Raw genomic sequence first — 19,935 nt, 5'->3', positions numbered from 1 at the left:
GGCGATGGAACGCACTGTGCCCGCTCGTACTCCGCCGCCGATGCAACCGGATGCAGCGTTTCCGGCAATGCCGCCGGCGTTGGGCGGGTGTGCACACGCCGCCGGTTGCTTGCTACTGTGCGGCATCGCGTCCCTCCGGCCCCACGCCCGCATGCAACTCGTCGATTGCACCGAACCGCGCCACGCGATGGCGATCCTGGAGATCTTCAACGACGCCATCGTCAACTCCACCGCGCTGTACGACTACCGGCCGCGCCCGCCGGAGAGCATGGCGGCCTGGTTCGCGACCAAGCGCGCCGGCAACTTCCCGGTGCTGGGCCTGGAGGACGCCGACGGCACGCTGGTCGGCTTCGCCAGCTACGGCACCTTCCGCGCCTGGCCGGCGTTCAAGTACAGCGTCGAGCACTCGGTCTACGTGCACCGCGACCATCGCGGCCGCGGCGCGGGGCGGCGTTTGTTGCAGGCGCTGATCGAGACTGCGGAGGCGCGCGGCGTGCACGTGCTGGTCGGCGGCATCGACGCCAGCAATGCCGGCAGCATCGCCCTGCACGAGCAACTGGGCTTCGTGCACGCCGGAACGGTGCGCGAGGCCGGCTTCAAGTTCGGCCGCTGGCTGGACCTGGCGTTCTACCAGCGCATCCTCGCCGGGCCGGCGCAGCCGCACGACGATTAGTGCCGGCTCGGCACGGGTCGAGTGCCCTAGTGCGGATGGCGCTCGGTGGCGTAGGGATTGGGCTCGGCCGGGTCCGGGCGCAGGGTGTAGCGCTTGTAGGTCCACTGATACTGCGCCGGGTCGCGCCGCGCCACCCGCTCCACGCCCGCGTTGAGCGCGGTGGCCGCGCGCAGCGGGTCGGCATCGGCGATGTCCGGCGGCGCCGGCTGCACGTGCAGGGCGAACTCCAGGTCGTTGCCGACGCGCTCGCACCAGGCGAACAGCACGGTCGCGCCGGTGCGCTCGGCCAGGCGGTTGACCAGGGTCATGGTCAGCGCCGGCACGCCGAAGAACGGCGCGAACACGCCATCGCCGGCCTTGGGCTGCTGGTCGGGCAGGATGCCGACCGCGCCGCCGTCCTTGAGCGTCTTGAACAACTGCCGCACCGCTGGGCCCTCGGCGCGCACCTGGCGCACCCGTTCGCCGCTGCGCACCATTTGCAGGAAGGCATCGCCGACCGCCGACTCCGGCGCCTTGTAGACGATGGCGATGTCGCCGCGCGAGGCCAGCCACTGGTTGAGCAGCTCCCAATTGCCGAAATGCGGCGCGGCCACGATCACCCCGCGGCCGGTGGCCAGCGCCGCGTCGTACAGCTCCTGGCCGTGGCGCAGGCGCAGCCGCGCCAGGTTCTGTTCCGGCGGCCGGGTCCACAGCGTCAGGGTCTCGAACGCCTGCCGTGCGGTCGAGCGCAGCACGTCGCGCTGCAGGGCGACGCGCTCACTGGGCAGCAACTCCGGATAGGCCAGCTCCAGGTTGCGCCGGACCACCCGGCTCTCGCGCGCGTCCAGGCGCAGCCACAGCCCGGCCAGGCCGTCGGCCAGGCGGCGCAGCCACGGCCACGGCAGGCGCGCCACGGCGGCGGCGCAGCGATACAGCAGGGAAGCGAGCGTGGCGGGTTTCATCGGCCCAGTTTATCCGCTCGGCGCATCTGGCCTGCCCGACGGGTGTCGCGGATCGCGCCGCCTGCGTGCCTTATCGCTTTCTCAATCTCGCTCATTCGGCGATGATGCCGCACGATCGCAACCGTTCGTCGCGGCGCGGCCAATAACGAATCCCCAATCCCCAATCCCCGCCCTATGCTCTCGTTGATCCAACGCGTAACCCAGGCCTCGGTCAGCGTCGATGGCGAGGTCGTGGGCCAGATCGGGCCCGGCTTGCTGGCGCTGGTGGCGGTGGAGCCGGGCGACGACGAGGCCAGGATCCGGCGCATGGCCGAGCGCCTGCTCGGCTACCGGGTGTTCTCCGACGACAGCGGACGCATGAACCGGTCGCTGCGCGACACCGGCGGCGGCCTGCTGCTGGTCAGCCAGTTCACCCTGGCTGCCGATACCGGCTCGGGCATGCGGCCCAGTTTCACCACAGCGGCGCCGCCGGCCGAGGCTGAACGCGGCTTCAACCGATTGCTGGAGGTGTGCCGCGCGCAGCACCCGCCAGGGGTGGAAACCGGCCGCTTCGGTGCCCATATGATCGTCAGCCTGGTCAACGACGGCCCGGTCACTTTCCTGCTCCGGCCGTAGACGCCGGCGCGTTCCTGGCGGAGCCGTTCAGGCTCCTCGTCCGGCAAGCGGCGGTCCGGGCTGTTATAATGCTAGGTTCACTCATTCACCTACCTGCCGGTGGCGCGAGCACTCATGGCCAACGAACGTCCTGCCCAGCAATCCGACATCAAGCAACTGATCAGCAAGGGCCTGGAACAGGGCTATCTGACCTACGCGGAAGTCAACGACCATCTTCCCGACGATCTGGTCGACCCCGAACAGATCGAAGACATCATCGGCATGATCAACGGCATGGGCATCGATGTCCATGAAGTTGCGCCCGATGCCGAAACCCTGCTGCTCAACGACGGCAACACCGGCAACCGCGAAGTCGACGACACTGCGGCCGAAGAAGCCGCCGCGGCGCTGACCGCGCTCGACACCGAAGGCGGCCGTACCACCGACCCGGTGCGCATGTACATGCGCGAGATGGGCACAGTAGAACTGCTGACCCGTGAAGGCGAGATCGCCATCGCCAAGCGCATCGAGGAAGGCCTCGGCCAGGTGCAGGCCGCGCTGGGCGCGTTCCCGCTGGCGGTGGAGACCCTGCTCGAGGACTACGAACAGCACAAGGAAGGCAAGAAGCGACTGGCTGAGATCGTGGTCGGCTTCAACGACCTGATCGAGGAAGAGCCGGCCCCGCCGGTCGCGGTGTCCGACGACGACAGCGCCACCGATGCCGATGCCGACGAGGATGACGACGAGGACGTCGACACCGCCGAAGAGGACGCCGGCCCGACCGGTCCGGACCCGGCCGAGGTCGCGCGGCGCATGGAAGTGCTGGCCACCGAGTACGCCAAGTTCAAGAAGGCCCACGCCAAGAACGGCGCCGAGCACAAGCTGGTCACCAAGCTGCGCAACGACATCGCCGAGGTGTTCGTCACCCTGAAGCTGCCGCTGCCGCTGACCGACGTGCTGGTGCGCAAGCTGCGCGACACCATGGCCCAGGTCAAGGACCACGAGCGCCGCGTGCTGCACCTGGCCACCCACGTGGCACGCATGCCGCGCAAGGACTTCATCCGTTCCTGGGAAGGCAACCAGACCAACGTGGCCTGGGTCGACGACGCGCTCAAGCGCAAGCAGAAGTGGTCGTCGGCGCTGCGCGACGTCAAGGACCAGATCATTGCCGAGCAGGAAGCCACCGTGGCGGTCGAGCAGGCCACCTACCTGAGCCTGGCCGAGCTGAAGGAAATCAGCCGCGCCATGGCCTATGGCGAAGCCAAGGCGCGCAAGGCCAAGAAGGAAATGGTCGAGGCCAACCTGCGCCTGGTGATTTCCATCGCCAAGAAGTACACCAACCGCGGCCTGCAGTTCCTCGACCTGATCCAGGAAGGCAACATCGGCCTGATGAAGGCGGTGGACAAGTTCGAGTACCGCCGCGGCTACAAGTTCTCGACCTACGCCACCTGGTGGATCCGCCAGGCGATCACCCGCTCGATCGCCGACCAGGCGCGCACCATCCGCATCCCGGTGCACATGATCGAGACGATCAACAAGTTGAACCGCATTTCCCGGCAGATGCTCCAGCAGTACGGCCGCGAGGCCACCCCGGAGGAACTGGCCAAGGAAATGGACATGCCCGAGGACAAGATCCGCAAGGTGATGAAGATCGCCAAGGAGCCGATCTCGATGGAAACCCCGATCGGCGACGACGAGGATTCGCATCTGGGCGACTTCATCGAGGACACCAACGTGGAGTCCCCGATCGAGAACACCACCAACATCAACCTGTCGGAGACCGTGCGCGACGTGCTGGCCGGGCTGACCCCGCGGGAAGCCAAGGTGCTGCGCATGCGCTTCGGCATCGACATGAACACCGACCACACCCTCGAGGAAGTCGGCAAGCAGTTCGACGTGACCCGCGAGCGCATCCGCCAGATAGAGGCCAAGGCGCTGCGCAAGCTGCGTCACCCGAGCCGCTCGGAACAGCTGCGCAGCTTCCTCGATATCGACTGATCGAGCGCGGTTCGCGGCAACAAAAAAGCCCCGCCAGGTGCGGGGCTTTTTTGTGGGTGCAGATGCCGGATCGAACGGTGCGCCGCATCCTTGTAGGAGCGGCCTCAGCCGCGACCGGGCTTTACCGGGAACGCCTGGTCGCGGCTGAAGCCGCTCCTACAACGGGCAACAGGGGCGCAGGATCGCTGCGCCTCTGTGCCGGTCGCATCCGCTTACGCGAACGCCTGGCTGCCGCGCATCACCGCCAGCACGTCGTGGCAGGCGCCCATGGTGTGGTAGTCGGTCTTGCCGGCCGGACTCTTCTCGTCGCTGTAGCTGCGGTTGTCGCGGCTGAGGATGCGGAACCAGGCGCCGTAGCGGTGGTCGACCAGGTGCTCCCAGGAATATGCCCACAGCTTGTCGTAGGCGTTGCGATACGCGGCATCGCCGGTGGCGGCCAGCAGCCGCGAGGCCGCGGCGATGGCTTCGGCCTGCACCCAGAAGTACTTGTCGTCGTCGCAGAAGTAGGTCGGCGCCGCGGCCACGTCGGGCACGCCGACCACCGGCGCCTCTTCGGTGCCGGAGGCGAAGCCGTAGACGATGCCGCCATGCTGCGTGTCCCAGCCGTGCGCCAGGGCGGTGTCGAACAGGTGCCGCGCGGTCGGCAGCAGCCACGCCGGTGCGGTGCCGGTGGACGCCTGCAGGTGCCCGTGCAGCAGCACCAGCAGCTTGGACCACTCGACCTGGTGGCCGGGCTGGAAGCCCCACGGTCGGAACAGGTGCTTGGGGTTGTCGCGGTTGTAGTCCCAGTCCACCTGCCAGTCGGCGTCGTAGTGCTCCCACACCAGGCCGCCGGCCAGTGCCGCCTGGCGGCGGGTGATGTGGTCGGCCAGCAGCAGCGCGCGCTGCAGGTAGCGCGGCTCGGCGCTGGCCTCGTAGGCGGCGATCAGCGCTTCGCACAGGTGCATGTTGGCGTTCTGGCCGCGGTAGCTGGAGAACGTCCACTCCGGCGTGGCCTCGTCGCGGTACAGGCCGGCGGCGGCATCCCAGTAGCGGGTTTCCAGCAACTGCCAGGTCTCGTCCATCCACGCGTCGGTGTCCAGGCCGGCCTTCTTCGCGGTGGCGTAGGCCAGCAGCACGAAGGCGGCGCCGTAGGCGTGCTGGGTGCGGTCCTCGGCCACGCCGTCGCGCAGGGTCCACACGTAGCCGCCGCTGGCGGTATCGCGGTGCAGCTCGCGCAGGTAGCGCAGGCCGTGACGCGCGGCGTCCAGGTACTCGGCGGCCAGCGGCGAGTCGGCGAACTCGATCGCCGCCATCGCGTAGTTGAAGACGAAGCGGGTGCTGCTGACCAGGTGGCGATGGCCGGCGTCGTACACGCTGCCGTCGTCGCGGAAATAGTGGAAGAAACCGCCCGCCGGGTCGATCGCGCGCGGGTGGTAGAAGGCCATGGTGTCGGCGATGTGCGCGCGCAGGACGGCGGCGTCGGCGAAGTCGGGCAGGGGCGTGGCGGGCAGGTTCATGCGGTTGGCTGGCGAGCTGGGTGAGGGAAGGGAAGACAACGGCGCACGGCGGCAGCGTGTGCGCCGCCGTGCCGGGAACGGATCAGTGGATCAGTGCATCACGCGCGCGGTCGGCGCGGTGGTCGGCGCGGTCGCCGCCAGCTCCGCCGACAGGCGCGAACCGCGCAGGCCGTACCAGACGATGTAGGCGTAGCACAGCAGCGGGACCACGAAGGCATGCTGGATGCCGATCGCATCGGCCAGCAGGCCCTGCACCAGCGGCACGATGGCGCCGCCAACGATCGCCATGATCAGCAGGCTCGATGCCTTGCTGGTGAGCACGCCCAGGCGTTCGATGGCCACGGTGAAGATGGTCGGGAACATGACCGAATTGAACAGGCCGATCGCGATCACGCTCCACATCGCCACGTGGCCGGTGCTGACCATGGTCACGACCAGCAACAGTGCGGCGATGCCGGCAAACACCGCCAGCAGCTTGCGCGCGGGGATGAACTGCAGCAGCGCGGCGCCAGCGAAGCGGCCGACCATCGCGCCGAACCAGTAGTACGACAGATGGTGCGTGGCGTCGGCTTCGTTGAGGCCGCCGGTGGTGGGGCCGGAGATGTAGTTGATCAGGAAGCTGCCGATCGCCACTTCCGCGCCCACGTACATGAAGATCGCCACCACGCCCCACAACAGGTGCGGGTGGCGCAGCGCGTCGGCGAAGCGGTGATGCGACTCGGCGCCGCTATCCTTGTCCTCCCGCAGCGACGGCACCCGCATGACCAGCATGAACACCGCCAGCAGCAGCAGGCCGCCTGCCAGCATCAGGTAGGGGATTTCCACCGTACGCGCCTGTTCGATGCGGTAGGCGGACAACTGCGCGGGATTCATCGCCGCGATCTGGTCGGCGCCGAGCACCGCGCCGGCCAGGATCAGTGGGCCGATCAGCCACGGGAACACGGTGGTGCCCAGCGAGTTCAGCGCCTGGGCGAAGTTGAGTCGGCTCGGCGCCTTCTCCGGCGCGCCGATCAGGCTGATGTACGGATTGGCCGCCACCTGCAGCAGGGTGATGCCGCTGGCCAGCACGAATAGCGCGGTCAGGAACAGCGGGTAGGAGGGCAGGCGCGCGGCCGGGTAGAACATCGCCGCGCCGATCGCCGCCACCACCAGGCCGATGACGATGCTGGCCTTGTAGCCGGTCCGCGACACCACCGCGCCGGCCGGCACCGACATCAGGAAGTAGGCGCCGAAGAAAGTGAACTGGATCAGCATCGACTGCGCGTAGTTCATCTGGAACACGGCTTTCAGATGCGGGATCAACACGTCGTTGAGGCTGGTCAGGCCGCCCCAGGTGAAGAAGATCATGCTGACCACCGCGATGGCGGCGGTGTTGGACAGCGGGCGACGGCTCATGCAGCGACTCCGGGAACGGGCGAGAGGGCGATCCGGCTGCTGGCGCGCAGGCACAGCCGGGCGGGGGCGATGGTAAGCGCAGGCAGGGCCTGGCGGTGGCGCAGCGCGTCCAGCACCAGGCGCGCTGCCTGCATGCCGCGCTCGCGCGGGGCGACGGCGACGGTGGACAGCGGCGGGGTGGCGACGGCGGCCTCGGGAATGTCGTCGAAGCCGATCAGCGCGTAGTCGCGGCCGGCGATGCGACCACGTTCGGCCAGGCCGCTGGCCAGGCCCAGCGCGACCACGTCGTTGTAGCAGACCAGTGCGGTCGGCAGCGGGTCGCGCGCGCACAGCGCGCCGGCCTGGCGCGCCGCTTCCAGCCGGGTCGGCGCGCATTCGATCAGCCACGCCGGGTCGACCGCGATGCCGGCGGCGGCCAGCGCCTCGCGGTAGCCGGCGCGGCGCTCGGCGCAGGAACTGGACTGGCGGTGGCCGCCGAAGAAGGCGATGGCACGGTGGCCCTGCGCCAGCAGGTGTTCGGTGGCCAGGCGCGCGCCACGCCGGTTGTCCAGCGCCAGCAGCGGCCAGTCGCCGTCCAGCGCGCGGTTGAACAGCAGCACCGGCAGGCGCGGCCCCAGCAGCTGGCGCAGCCGCGCCGCGTCGGTGTTCTCGGTGGGCGAGAGGATCATCGCCGCGGGGTGGTGTTCGATCAGCGAGGCCAACACGGTCTGCTGGCGCTCCGGCGACTCGCCGGTGCTGCCCATCAGCATCACGTAGCCGGCCTCGGCCAGCGCCGCGTCCACGCCGCCGGCGAACTCGGCGAAGAACGGATTGGCCAGGTCGTTGACCACCAGCGCCACCGCATTGGACGCGCGGCCGCGCAGGCTGGCCGCGCCGCGGTGGTAGACGTAGCCCTGGCGGGCGATCTCCGCCGCCACCCGCGCGCGCGTGTCCGCATGCACCAGCGGGCTGTTGCGCAGCACCAGCGACACGGTCGCCCGCGACACGCCGCAGGCGGCGGCGATGTCGGACACGGTGACGCGTTTGTCGGCGAAAGACGGCGCCACGGCGCATTAGACCGGTTCAAAAGGTCGCTCATCCTGCGCTGTCGTCACCGGATCCGCATTTTGCAGTGCAGCAAGGCATTGCAGTGGCTTTGTGCTATCCGTTTGGATCGATTCGATACGGGGAGCCTGCCATGCGCAGCTCGAGGACGCTGGGCGGCGCTGCCGCGCTGCTGCTGGCCGCGCTGTGGCCGATCGCATCCGCCGTCGCAGCGGCGGGCGGTGACGCCGGCGAACGTGCGGTGGCCGCGGTGGACCCCTTCATCGGCACCGGCGGCGAGGGCCACACCTATCCCGGCGCCACGGTGCCGTTCGGCATGGTCCAGCTGAGCCCGGACACGCGCATCCAGCCGCGCAAGGACGCCTACGGCTGGGCGGCCGGCTACCGCTACGACGACCGCAGCCTGGTCGGCTTCTCGCATACGCACTTCTCCGGCACCGGCCATTCCGACCTGGGCGACGTGCTGTTGATGCCGATCAGCGGCGCGGTGCGGCTGGAGCGTGGCGACCCGGACACCCCCGGCAGCGGCTACAGCGCGCGCTTCCGCCACGACGACGAGCGCGCCGAACCGGGCTACTACGCGGTGACCCTGGACGATTACAAGGTGCACGCCGAACTCACCGCCAGCGCCCGCGTCGGCGTGCACCGCTACACCTATCCGGCCGGCCAGCCGGCGCACGTGCTGCTGGACCTGCGCACCAGCCTGTACGACTACCCGGGCAAGATCAGCTGGTCGCGGCTGCGCCTGCGCGCCGACGGCACCATCACCGGCTTCCGCGAGACCCGCGGCTGGGCGCCGGGGCGGCAGCTGTACTTCGCCCTGCGCTTCTCGCAGCCGCTGCGCGGCCATGCCTTCCACAACACCGAGCAGGACATCCCCTACAAGGGCTTCCCGCCGCCGGGCGACAACGACCCCACCCAGCGCGCGCAGATCGAAGGCCGGCAACTGGTGGGATCGTTCGACTTCGGCGACGCCCTGCGCGGGCCGCTGCTGGTCAAGGTGGCGATCTCGCCGGTCAGCGAGGACAGCGCCATCGCCAATCTCGACGCCGAAGTGCCGGGCTGGGATTTCGACGGCGTGCGCCGCGCGGCGCGTGCGCAATGGGCGCAGGCGCTGGGCGCGGTGGAGGTGGATGCGCCGCCCGCGCAGCGCACCCAGTTCTACACCGCGCTGTACCACACCCTGCTCGGCCCGACCATGTTCATGGACAGCGACGGCCGCTATCGCGGGCCGGACAACGCCGTGCACCAGGCGCAGGGCTACACCCACTATTCGACGTTCTCGCTGTGGGACACCTACCGCGCGCTGCATCCGCTGCTGACCATCGTGCAGCCGCCGCAACGCACCAACGACATCGTCAACTCGCTGCTCGCGCACCAGCGCGAAAGCCCCTACGGTGTGCTGCCGGTGTGGGCGTTCCACGGCCTGGAGACCTGGTGCATGATCGGCTACCACGCGGTGCCGGTGATCGCCGACGCGTACATGAAGGGCATCCGCGGCTACGACACCGACGCCGCGCTCAAGGCCATGGTGGCCAGCGCCAACTACGGCCCCTACGACGGCATCGCCCAATACCGCGAACTGGGCTACGTGCCGATCGACGAGGAAGGCGAGGCCGCTTCCAAGACCCTGGAATACGCCTTCGACGACTGGACCATCGCGCGCATGGCCAAGGAGATGGGCCGCAGTGAGATCGCCGCCGCCTTCGCCAAGCGCGCCGGCAACTGGCGTAACGCCTTCGACCCGGACACCGGCTTCATGCGCGCGCGCAAGCGCGACGGCAGCTTCCGCACTCCGTTCGATCCGGACGCCAGCGGCTACGGCACCGACTACACCGAAGGCAATGCCTGGCAGTACTCCTGGTACGTGCCGCAGGACGTGGCCGGCCTGGCGCGTGCGCACGGCGGCGACGACAAGCTGCTGGCGCGGCTGGACCAGGTGTTCGACGCCAAGGTCGATCCCAAGGTGTTCGCGCACATGGAGGACATCACCGGGCTGATCGGCTGGTATGCGCACGGCAACGAGCCCAGCCATCACGTCGCCTATCTGTATGCCTACGCCGGGCAGCCCTGGCGCACCCAGGCGCGGCTGCAGCAGATCATGCGCAGCCAGTACGCCGCGCGCCCGGACGGCCTGGCCGGCAACGACGACATGGGACAGATGTCGGCCTGGTACGTGTTCACCGCACTAGGCTTCTACCCGGTGGCGCCGGCCAGCAACCAGTACATCCTCGGCCGCCCGTTCCTGCCGCGCGCCACCCTCGCGCTGCCCAACGGCAAGCGCTTCACGGTGATCGCCGATGGTCTGGACGATGCGCATCCCTACGTCGGTGGCGTCACCCTCAACGGGCGTCCGTTGAACCGCGCGTTCCTGCGCCACGAGGAACTCATGGCCGGCGGCGAACTGCGCTTCACCCTGCAGGCCACGCCCGACACCGCGTGGGCGGCGGCTGGGGCCGAGCGCGCCTATTCGATGAGCGAGTGAAGGGCGCCTCTCATACCTGGGGTCTATGTCCTGTAGGAGCGGCTTCAGCCGCGATGCGGCGTTACCGGTAACGCCTGTCGCGGCTGAAGCCGCTCCTACGGGGCAAGCGGTATCCGGCGTGCTGGTGGCGCTCAGGTTCACGAAGGTTGAAACCGTATCGGTGCGCGGCTGAAGTCGGTTGTCTGCGACGCTCGCTGTAGACACGACACGCGCGCGCCAATCACGCGTGTCAGCGCCGCGTGAATGTTTGCTGCCTGTTGCGTCGCGCTTGGCGTCGCGCAGCGTGCGCCACTACGTCCCGCTACCCCGCGTCGCATCACATGCACGCGTATTTAATGTCATCCACACATTCCATTTGCGGCGTTCGTGGTCTTGTAGCGCGGCTGCATCGCATCGCGCGGACCGGGTGCGCCGGCACCGTCGCGATGACTGCAAGCGCGACCGCGTGCAGGCCTGTCCCATTCCGATGCCGTTGCCATGCGACGGCGCGATCGGCGCTGCCGGCAACGGCGCGCAGAGGCGACGTGTCCTTCTCATTCGTCGAACGGGATCTTCCGAATGCATGTCTGCCTGCTGTCCCCCTTTCCTCCTCACGATGCGGCCGTGCTGGACGCGGCCATGGCGGCGGCGCAGGCACAGGGCTGCGATCACATTGTCTTGCCCAATCCGTTCGCACAGGATGCGCAGGGCCGTCTTCACGACCCCGCAGCCGACGACGCGGTGGGCCAGACACAGTTGCGCCACTGGCTGCAGCGGGCCGAGCAGCATGGGCTGCGCGTGCTGCTGGACCTGCGCATCGACGAGATCGGCGGCGGCAGCCGCCTGCTGCAGGAACACCCACATTGGTTCCGCGCGCGCAGCTCGGCGCTGCCGGATCCGCGCGCCGAACGTGCCGCGCCGGATATTGCGGTGGGCCGCTTCGCCTCTGCGGAAGAAGGGGCGGGCCTGGCGCAGTGGTGGAGTGCGCGCCTGGTCGACTGGCTGCGCAGCGGCGTGGCCGGCTTCCGCGTGCTGCAGCCCGAGCGCATTCCGGCGCCGTTGTGGCGCACGCTGATCGACGGGGTCCACGCACAGGCGCCGCAGGCGCGGCTGCTGGCCTGGACGCCCGGGTTGGGCCTGGATGCCTTGCGTGGACTGGCCGGCGCCGGCTTCGATGCCGCGTTCTCCTCGCTGGCCTGGTGGGACGGCCGCGGCGACTGGTTCTTCGATGAGGACAGCGCCCTGCGTGCGCTGGCGCGTTGCGTGGTCGCCACCGTCGACGCCGAGACGGCCTCGGATACGCCACTGCCCTTGCCACGCGCGCAGCGGCAGCGCCTGGCCGCCGCGTTCGGTGGGGTCTGGGCGATCGCCGCGCAGGACACACCGACGGAACACGGGCAGCCAGCGTCTGCGCAGCACGGATCCTCCGAGAGCGATGCGTCCGCGCCGGCCGCATCGCTGCCCGACGCCACCGCGTCGCTGCGCCTGCGTCCGCTGCTGCGCGACGGCGCGCTCACCGCGGTGGCGGTGGAACCGCTGGACGCCGCGCCCTGGCTGGTGCTACTGAACAGCGACCGCGACCACCTGCTGCCGGTACCGGGGCCGGCGTTGCTGCGCCTGCTCGGCGACAGCGAAGGCCTGCTCAGCGACCATGGCGAGCCGATCCAGGGCGAGCAGGGCGGTACCCTGGAAGCGGGCGAGGTGCGCATCTACCGCAGCCTGCCGGCGCGCCCGGTGCTGACCGCCGCGCGCGCGCGCACACCGGCCGAGGTCGCCGCCGGCGAGGCGCGGGTGTGCATCGAGGCGGTGACGCCGTCGGTGGACGACGGGCGCTTCCCGGTCAAGCGCACCGTCGGCGACCGCGTGTGCGTGGAAGCCGATGCGTTCTGCGACGGCCACGATCGCATTGCCGTGGCGCTGTTGTGGCGCGCCGCCGATGCACGCACCTGGTCCAGCACGCCGATGCGCGCGCTCGGCAACGACCGCTGGCGCGGCGAGTTCCCGCTGCAACGCCTGGGCCGCTACGAGTTCCGCATCGAAGCCTGGCGCGATGTGTACGCCACCACCCACGCCGACCTGGAAAAGAAGCGTGCCGCCGGCACCCTGCTGCCGGTGGACGTGCAGGAAGCATTGGCCCAGGTCGAGGCCGCACGTGGCCGTAGCCGCGGCGCGCTGGCCACGCGGCTGAAGGCCATCGCCACCCGCATCGCCCGCACCGACGACCTGGCCGAGAAGGCGCAGTTGCTGCTCGAACCCGACACCGCCGACGCGATGGCGCGCGCCGACGCCAAGCCGTTCCGCACCGAATATCCGATGACCTTCCGGGTCGAGGCCGAACGCCGCGCCGCGCACTTCGCCAGCTGGTACGAACTGTTCCCGCGCTCGCAGAGCGGCGATCCGCAGCGCCACGGCACCTTCGACGACGTGATCGCGCGGCTGCCGCACATCCAGGCGATGGGCTTCGACGTGCTGTACATGCCGCCGATCCATCCTATCGGCGAGAAGAACCGCAAGGGCCGCAACAACGCGGTGACCGCCGAGCCGGGCGAACCCGGCAGCCCGTATGCGATCGGCTCGGCCGAAGGCGGGCATACCGAGGTGCATCCGGAGCTGGGCGGGCTCGACGGTTTTCGCCGCCTGCGCGCGGCCGCGGCCGAGCACGGCCTGGAGCTGGCCCTGGACTTCGCCATCCAGTGCGCGCCGGACCATCCGTGGCTGCGCGACCACCCGGACTGGTTCACCTGGCGCGCCGACGGTTCCATCCCGTACGCGGAGAACCCGCCGAAGAAATACCAGGACATCGTCAACGTCGACTTCTACGCCAGTGGCGCGGTGCCGGCGCTGTGGAACGCGCTGCGCGATGCGGTGCTGTTCTGGGTCAACGAAGGCGTCACCCTGTTCCGCGTCGACAACCCGCACACCAAGCCGTTCCCGTTCTGGGAATGGCTGATCGCCGAGGTGCGCGGGCGCCATCCGCAAGTGGTGTTCCTGTCCGAGGCCTTCACCCGGCCCAAGCCGATGTACCGGCTGGCCAAGGTCGGCTTTTCGCAGTCCTACACCTATTTCACCTGGCGCCAGCACAAGGCCGAACTGCAGGCCTACATCGAGGAACTCAACAGCGGCGCGCCCATCGAGTGCTTCCGCCCGCACTTCTTCGTCAATACGCCGGACATCAATCCGCTGTTCCTGCAGCACAGCGGGCGCAGCGGGCACCTGATCCGCGCCGCGCTGGCGACCACGCTGTCCGGGCTGTGGGGCATGTACCAGGGCTTCGAGCTGTGCGAGGCCACGCCGCTGCCGGGCAAGGAGGAATACCTCGACTCGGAGAAATACCAGTTGCGCGTGTGGCCCGAGCGCGCACCGGGCGACATCGTGGAGGAGATCACCCGCCTCAACCTGCTGCGCCGCCAGCATCCGGAACTGCAGTCGCACCTGGGCACGCGCTTCTACGTCGCGCACAACGAGCAGGTGCTGTACTTCGGTAAGTTCCTCGATGAAGCGCACTTGGCGCGCGGGCGCAGCCTGGTGCTGGTGGCGGTGAGCCTGGATCCGCATGCGGCGCAGAACGCGCAGATCGAAGTGCCGCTGTGGGAACTGGGCCTGCCCGACCACGCCAGCGTCGCCGTGCGCGACCTGTGGGACGGCCACGACTTCACCTGGTACGGCAAGACCCAACACATCCGCCTCGATCCGTCGCGGCCGTTCTCCCTGTGGCGCATCCGCGCCGGAGTTCCTGCATGAATGTCGCCGCGCCGTCGTCCCCCCAACTCGAGCCGCGCGCACCGGCCGGCGATGCGCGCTGGTACAAGGACGCGATCATCTACCAAGTGCACGTCAAGTCGTTCTTCGACTCCAACGACGACGGCATCGGCGACTTTCCCGGGCTGATCTCCAAGCTCGACTACATCGCCGACCTGGGCGTGGACACGATCTGGCTGCTGCCGTTCTACCCCAGCCCGCGCCGCGACGACGGCTACGACATCGCCGAGTACATGGCGGTGCATCCGGACTACGGCAGCATCGCCGACTTCCAGCGCTTCGTGGAGCAGGCGCACGCGCGCGGCATCCGCATCGTCACCGAGCTGGTGATCAACCACACCTCCGACCAGCATCCCTGGTTCCAGCGTGCGCGCATGGCCCCGGCCGGCTCGCCGGAGCGCGCGTTCTACGTGTGGTCTGACAGCGACCAGGACTACGCCGGCACCCGCATCATCTTCTGCGACACCGAGAAGTCCAACTGGACCTGGGACCCGGAAGCCGGCCAGTACTTCTGGCACCGCTTCTACTCGCACCAGCCGGACCTGAACTTCGACAACCCGGCCGTGCTGGAAGCGGTGCTGGAAGTGATGCGTTTCTGGCTGGACCTGGGCGTGGACGGCCTGCGCCTGGACGCGGTGCCTTACCTGATCGAACGCGAGGGCACCTCCAACGAGAACCTGCCCGAGACCCACGCCATCCTGCGCCGCATCCGCGCCACGCTCGATGCCGAATACCCCGACCGCATGCTGCTGGCCGAGGCCAACATGTGGCCGGAAGACACCCAGCAGTACTTCGGCGAGAACGCCGACGAATGCCACATGGCGTTCCACTTCCCGCTGATGCCGCGCATGTACATGGCGATCGCGCGCGAGGACCGCTTCCCGATCACCGACATCATGCGCCAGACCCCGGAGATCCCGGAGAGCTGCCAGTGGGCGATCTTCCTGCGCAACCACGACGAGCTGACCCTGGAGATGGTCACCGACTCCGAGCGCGACTACCTGTGGCAGACCTACGCCGCCGACCGCCGCGCGCGCATCAATCTCGGCATCCGCCGGCGCCTGGCGCCGCTGCTGGAGCGCGACCGCCGCCGCATCGAACTGATGACCTCGCTGCTGCTGACCATGCCCGGCACGCCGGTGCTGTACTACGGCGACGAGATCGGCATGGGCGACAACATCCATCTCGGCGACCGCGACGGCGTGCGCACGCCGATGCAATGGTCGATCGACCGCAACGGCGGCTTCTCGCGCGCCGATCCCGCGGCGCTGGTGCTGCCGCCGATCATGGACCCGCTGTACGGCTTCCAGGCGGTCAACGTGGAAGCACAGCAGCGCGACCAGTACTCGCTGCTGACCTGGACCCGCCGCGTGCTGTCGGTGCGCAAGCGCTACCGCGCCTTCGGCCGCGGCGCGCTGCGCTTCCTGTATCCGGGCAACCGCCGCCTGCTCGCCTACCTGCGCTGCCACGAGGACGAGACCGTGCTGTGCGTGGCCAACCTCTCGCACACGCTGCAGGCGGTGGAACTGGACCTGTCCGAGTTCGAGGGCCGGGTGCCGGTGGACATCCTCGGCGGCGGCAGCTTCCCGCCGATCGGGCGCCTGACCTATCTGCTCACCGTGCCGGCATTCGGGTTCTACGCCTTCCAACTGGTCGGCAACGCCACGCTGCCGGATTGGCACGTGCCGGCGCCGGTGCCGCTGCCGGACTACCAGACCCTGGTGCTGCGCAACGGAACCGACAGCGCCGGCCTGCAGGCGCATCTGCCGACGCTGGAGCGCGACATCCTGCCGGCCTGGCTATCCACGCGGCGCTGGTTCGCGGCCAAGGACCGCGCGCTGCGCAGCGTGCGCATCGCCCGGCGCACGCCGCTGTCCGGCGGCGACGGCCTGACCCTGCTGGAGATCGAGGCGGAGCTGGACGACGGCGCGCACGAGCGCTACATCCTGCCGCTGGGCATCGTCTGGGAGCGCGAGCAGCCCAGCGTACTGGCCGAACAGTTGGCGCTGGCACGCGTGCGTCATGGCCGCGAGGTCGGCTACCTGACCGATGCGTTCGCGCTGAAGCCTTTCACCCTGAGCATGCTCGCCGCGCTGCGCGACAAGGCGGAACTGCGCGTGGATGGCGAGGCCGGCACCGAGGCGACGGCGGAGCGCATCCGCTTCTGCCCGACACCGGCACTGCAGCGCGTGGACATCCCCGCCGATCCGGAAATCCGCTGGCTGTCGGCGGAGCAGAGCAACAGTTCGCTGATCGTCGGCGACGCGGCGGTGTTCAAGCTGCTGCGGCGCGTGTCGGCCGGCATCAATCCGGAGATCGAAATCGGCGAGCGCCTCACTGCGCTGGGCTATGCCAACGCCGCGCCGCTGCTGGGCCATGTCGCCCGCGTCGAGGCCGACGGCAGCGAGACCACGCTGGCGCTGCTGCAGGGCTTCGTGCGCAACCAGGGCGACGCCTGGCGCTGGACCCTGGATCATCTCGCACGCGGCGCCGAGGAATACGACGCCGCCCAGGACGATTCCGCGCGGCTGGAGAGCGTGGCCGGCTACGACGCCTTCGCCGCGCTGGTCGGCCGGCGCCTGGCCGAGCTGCACGCGGTGCTGGCGCAACCCACCGACGCGCCCGCCTTCGCGCCGCAGCCGGTGGACGCGGACGCCGCGCAGCAGGTGGTGGACGGCGTGGTGCACGAAGTGCAGGCCATGTGGGACACGTTGCTGGCGCACCGCGACGCCAACGACGACCCGGCCGAACACGCCGCGGTGGACAGCCTGCTGGCCGAGCGTGCGCGTTTGGATGCCTGGCTGCAGCAGGCGCCGTCGCTGTTGTCCGGTGCGCTGCTGACCCGCGTGCATGGCGATTTCCACCTCGGCCAGATCCTGGTCGCGTTCGACGACGTGGTGCTGATCGACTTCGAAGGCGAGCCGGCCAAGTCGCTGGACGAACGCCGCGCCAAGGCCAGCCCGCTGCACGACGTGGCCGGCTTCCTGCGCTCGCTGGACTACGCCAGCGAAGTGTCCGCACGCGGCGAGGAAGGCACCGCCGCACGTGTCGGCGCCGGCCTGGACACCGCGCAGGAGGCGTACCTGGCCGCGTTCCGCAGCCGCGCCAGCGCCGCGTTCCTGGCCGCCTACCGCGCCGTGCTCGATGCCAGCCCGCATCCGTGGGTGGCGCCGGCCGCGTTCGAGGCCACCACCTTGCTGTTCCTGATCGAGAAGGCCTGCTACGAAATTCGCTACGAGGCCGCCAACCGCCCGGCATGGATCATGGTGCCCATACAGGGACTGTTGCGCATACTCGACCGCTTTCCCGCGCCCCAGGAGTCGATTCGATGAGTGATGCCGTCCACGTCTGGGACGACGCGACGCAACGCGCCTTCGCCACCGCCCGCCACGGCGACCCGTTCGCCGTGCTGGGCGCGCATCGCCTCGGCGAGGCGCGGGTGCTGCGCAGCTACCAGCCGGGCGCCGATGCGGTGCTGGCGGTGCTGGAGGACGGCAGCGAAGTGCCGCTGCAGCAGGGGCCGGAAGGCTTCTTCCACGCCGAACTGCCGGGCGAGGGGCGCTACCGCCTGCGCATCCGCTGGCCCGGCGGCGAGCAGGACACCGCCGACGCCTACGCGTTCGGCCCGCAGCTCAGCGACTTCGACCTGCACCTGATTGCCGAAGGCCATCACCTGCACCTGGCCGACGCGCTGGGCGCGAACGTGGTCGAGGTCGACGGCGAACGCGGCACCCGCTTCGCGGTGTGGGCGCCCAACGCCTCGCGCGTGGCGGTGATCGGCGACTTCAACAGCTGGGACGCGCGCCGCCACCCGATGCGCCTGCGTCACCAGGCCGGCGTGTGGGAACTGTTCGTGCCGGGTGTCGGCCCCGGCGCGCGCTACAAGTTCGCCCTGCGCGGCCCGCGCGGCGAAGAACTACCGGCCAAGGCCGACCCGGTCGCGCGCCAGGCCGAACTGGCGCCCGGCACCGCCTCCATCGTCGCCGACCCCACGCCGTTCCAGTGGCGCGACGACGCCTGGATGGCCACGCGCGCGCGCCGCCACGCCCCGCAGGCGCCGATCAGCGTGTACGAAGTGCACGCCGGCTCGTGGATGCACGCCGCCAACGGCAGCATGCTCGACTGGGACGCACTGGCCGAGCGGCTGATTCCCTATGTGGCCGACATGGGCTTCACCCACATCGAACTGCTGCCGGTCACCGAGCATCCGTTCGGCGGCTCCTGGGGCTACCAGCCGCTGGGCCTGTTCGCGCCGACCGCGCGCTTCGGCAGTCCGGAAGGCTTCGCCCGCTTCGTCGATCGCTGCCACCGCGAGGACATCGGCGTCATCGTCGACTGGGTGCCGGCACATTTCCCCACCGACGCGCACGGCCTGGCCCATTTCGACGGCACTGCCCTGTACGAACACGCCGACCCGCGCGAAGGCTTCCACCGCGACTGGAACACGCTCATTTACAACCACGGCCGTCGCGAAGTTTCCGGCTTCCTGATCGCCAGCGCGCTGGAGTTCCTGCAGCGCTACCACGTCGACGGCCTGCGCGTGGACGCGGTCGCCTCCATGCTCTACCGCGACTACAGCCGCAACGCCGGCGAGTGGGTGCCCAACATCCACGGCGGCCGCGAGAACTACGAGAGCATCGCCTTCCTGCGCCGGCTCAACCAGGTGGTGGCCGAGCAGGCGCCCGGCGCCATGACCATCGCCGAAGAATCCACCGCCTGGCCCGGCGTCACCGCCGACCTCGCCCACGGTGGACTGGGTTTTAACTACAAGTGGAACATGGGCTGGATGCACGACAGCCTGCACTACATCGAACTGGACCCGATCTACCGCCGCTACCACCACGGCGAGATGACCTTCAGCATGGTCTACGCGTATTCCGAGCGTTTCATGCTGCCCATCTCCCACGACGAAGTGGTGCACGGCAAGCGGTCCCTGCTTGGCCGCATGCCCGGCGACGACTGGCAGCGCTTCGCCAACCTGCGCGCCTACCTCGGCTACATGTACACCCACCCCGGGCGCAAACTGCTGTTCATGGGCTGCGAGATCGCCCAGCCCACCGAGTGGAACCACGATGCCGCGCTGCCCTGGCACCTTCTCGACCAACCCAACCACCGGGGCATCCAGCGCCTGGTTCGCGACCTCAACCGCCTCTACGCCGAACACCCCGCACTGCACGCCCGCGACGACGAACCCGAAGGCTTCGCCTGGGTCATCGGCGACGACGCCGGCAACAGCCTGTTCGCCTACCTGCGCAAGGCCCGCAGCGGCGACACGCCGCTGCTGGTGGTGGCCAACCTCACCCCGCAGGTGCACCACGGCTACCGCATCGGCGTGCCCCGTGGCGGCCGCTGGCGCGAACTGCTCAACTCCGACAGCGAGATCTACGGCGGCAGCAACACGGGCAACGGCGGTAGCGTGCGTGCCGAGAACGTCGGGGCGCATGGGCATCCGGCGTCGCTGTCGCTGACCATCCCGCCGTTGGCGGTGTTGGTGCTGGGTGTGGAGGAGTAGGGCGAGAGACCAGAAGGGGCCGCGGCTAGAGGGAGCACGGCTAGAGGGCGGGAAGA

11 protein-coding genes are annotated in these 19,935 nt (G+C 69.5%); 7 read left to right on the top strand and 4 right to left on the bottom strand.

Annotated features, from left to right (window positions below; genetic code table 11):
• Positions 1 to 151: 151 nt before the first annotated feature.
• Positions 152 to 673: a GNAT family N-acetyltransferase gene (locus RAB71_RS18380; protein ID WP_010340701.1), complete on the top strand. Its 522-nt coding sequence runs from the start codon at positions 152 to 154 to the stop codon at positions 671 to 673.
• Between the two features lie 26 nt (positions 674 to 699).
• On the opposite strand, the gene RAB71_RS18375 is transcribed toward RAB71_RS18380, so the two are convergent.
• Positions 700 to 1,614, bottom strand: a complete 915-nt coding sequence (locus RAB71_RS18375) for a lauroyl acyltransferase (protein ID WP_010340702.1) — start codon at positions 1,612 to 1,614, stop codon at positions 700 to 702.
• 174 nt (positions 1,615 to 1,788) lie between these two features.
• Between RAB71_RS18375 and dtd the strand changes: the two genes are divergently transcribed.
• Both dtd and rpoD read left to right on the top strand, forming a co-directional pair.
• Positions 1,789 to 2,229 (top strand): D-aminoacyl-tRNA deacylase, encoded by a 441-nt coding sequence (gene dtd, locus RAB71_RS18370; protein ID WP_010340703.1) that lies wholly within the window; start codon positions 1,789 to 1,791, stop codon positions 2,227 to 2,229.
• A gap of 114 nt (positions 2,230 to 2,343) precedes the next feature.
• The gene (gene rpoD, locus RAB71_RS18365) at positions 2,344 to 4,206 is read left to right on the top strand and encodes an RNA polymerase sigma factor RpoD (RefSeq protein ID WP_010340704.1); all 1,863 of its coding nucleotides are present in this window, start codon (positions 2,344 to 2,346) and stop codon (positions 4,204 to 4,206) included.
• Between the two features lie 212 nt (positions 4,207 to 4,418).
• On the opposite strand, the gene RAB71_RS18360 is transcribed toward rpoD, so the two are convergent.
• From RAB71_RS18360 to RAB71_RS18350, 3 genes are all read right to left on the bottom strand, one after another.
• Entirely contained in the window at positions 4,419 to 5,705 is a 1,287-nt protein-coding gene (locus tag RAB71_RS18360; RefSeq protein ID WP_010340705.1) for an AGE family epimerase/isomerase, read from the bottom strand.
• Between the two features lie 90 nt (positions 5,706 to 5,795).
• Complete coding sequence (locus RAB71_RS18355; RefSeq protein WP_010340707.1) at positions 5,796 to 7,100, bottom strand: sugar MFS transporter; 1,305 nt, start codon at positions 7,098 to 7,100, stop codon at positions 5,796 to 5,798.
• Complete coding sequence (locus RAB71_RS18350) at positions 7,097 to 8,146, bottom strand: LacI family DNA-binding transcriptional regulator (RefSeq protein ID WP_010340708.1); 1,050 nt, start codon at positions 8,144 to 8,146, stop codon at positions 7,097 to 7,099. Before RAB71_RS18350 ends, RAB71_RS18355 begins: the two co-directional genes overlap by 4 nt.
• A gap of 131 nt (positions 8,147 to 8,277) precedes the next feature.
• Here RAB71_RS18350 and RAB71_RS18345 point away from each other — a divergent pair, with 131 nt between their 5' ends.
• The 4 genes from RAB71_RS18345 to glgB all read left to right on the top strand — a co-directional run bounded on the left by RAB71_RS18345 (position 8,278) and on the right by glgB (position 19,879).
• Positions 8,278 to 10,629 (top strand): GH92 family glycosyl hydrolase, encoded by a 2,352-nt coding sequence (locus RAB71_RS18345; protein WP_010340710.1) that lies wholly within the window; start codon positions 8,278 to 8,280, stop codon positions 10,627 to 10,629.
• Positions 10,630 to 11,247: 618 nt separating this feature from the next.
• Positions 11,248 to 14,349 carry a maltotransferase domain-containing protein gene (locus tag RAB71_RS18340; RefSeq protein WP_234006671.1) on the top strand — a complete coding sequence of 1,034 codons (3,102 nt, stop codon included), beginning with the start codon at positions 11,248 to 11,250 and terminating at the stop codon, positions 14,347 to 14,349.
• Positions 14,346 to 17,699, top strand: a complete 3,354-nt coding sequence (gene treS, locus RAB71_RS18335) for a maltose alpha-D-glucosyltransferase (protein WP_010340712.1) — start codon at positions 14,346 to 14,348, stop codon at positions 17,697 to 17,699. Before RAB71_RS18340 ends, treS begins: the two co-directional genes overlap by 4 nt.
• Positions 17,696 to 19,879 (top strand): 1,4-alpha-glucan branching protein GlgB, encoded by a 2,184-nt coding sequence (gene glgB / locus RAB71_RS18330; RefSeq protein ID WP_010340713.1) that lies wholly within the window; start codon positions 17,696 to 17,698, stop codon positions 19,877 to 19,879. Before treS ends, glgB begins: the two co-directional genes overlap by 4 nt.
• Positions 19,880 to 19,935: the final 56 nt, after the last annotated feature.

Origin of the sequence: Xanthomonas sacchari, assembly GCF_040529065.1 — a bacterium.
Taxonomy (GTDB): Bacteria; Pseudomonadota; Gammaproteobacteria; order Xanthomonadales; family Xanthomonadaceae; genus Xanthomonas_A; species Xanthomonas_A sacchari.
The sequence above is the reverse complement of the archived record's forward strand: the minus strand, read 5'-3'. Positions and strand labels throughout refer to the sequence as shown.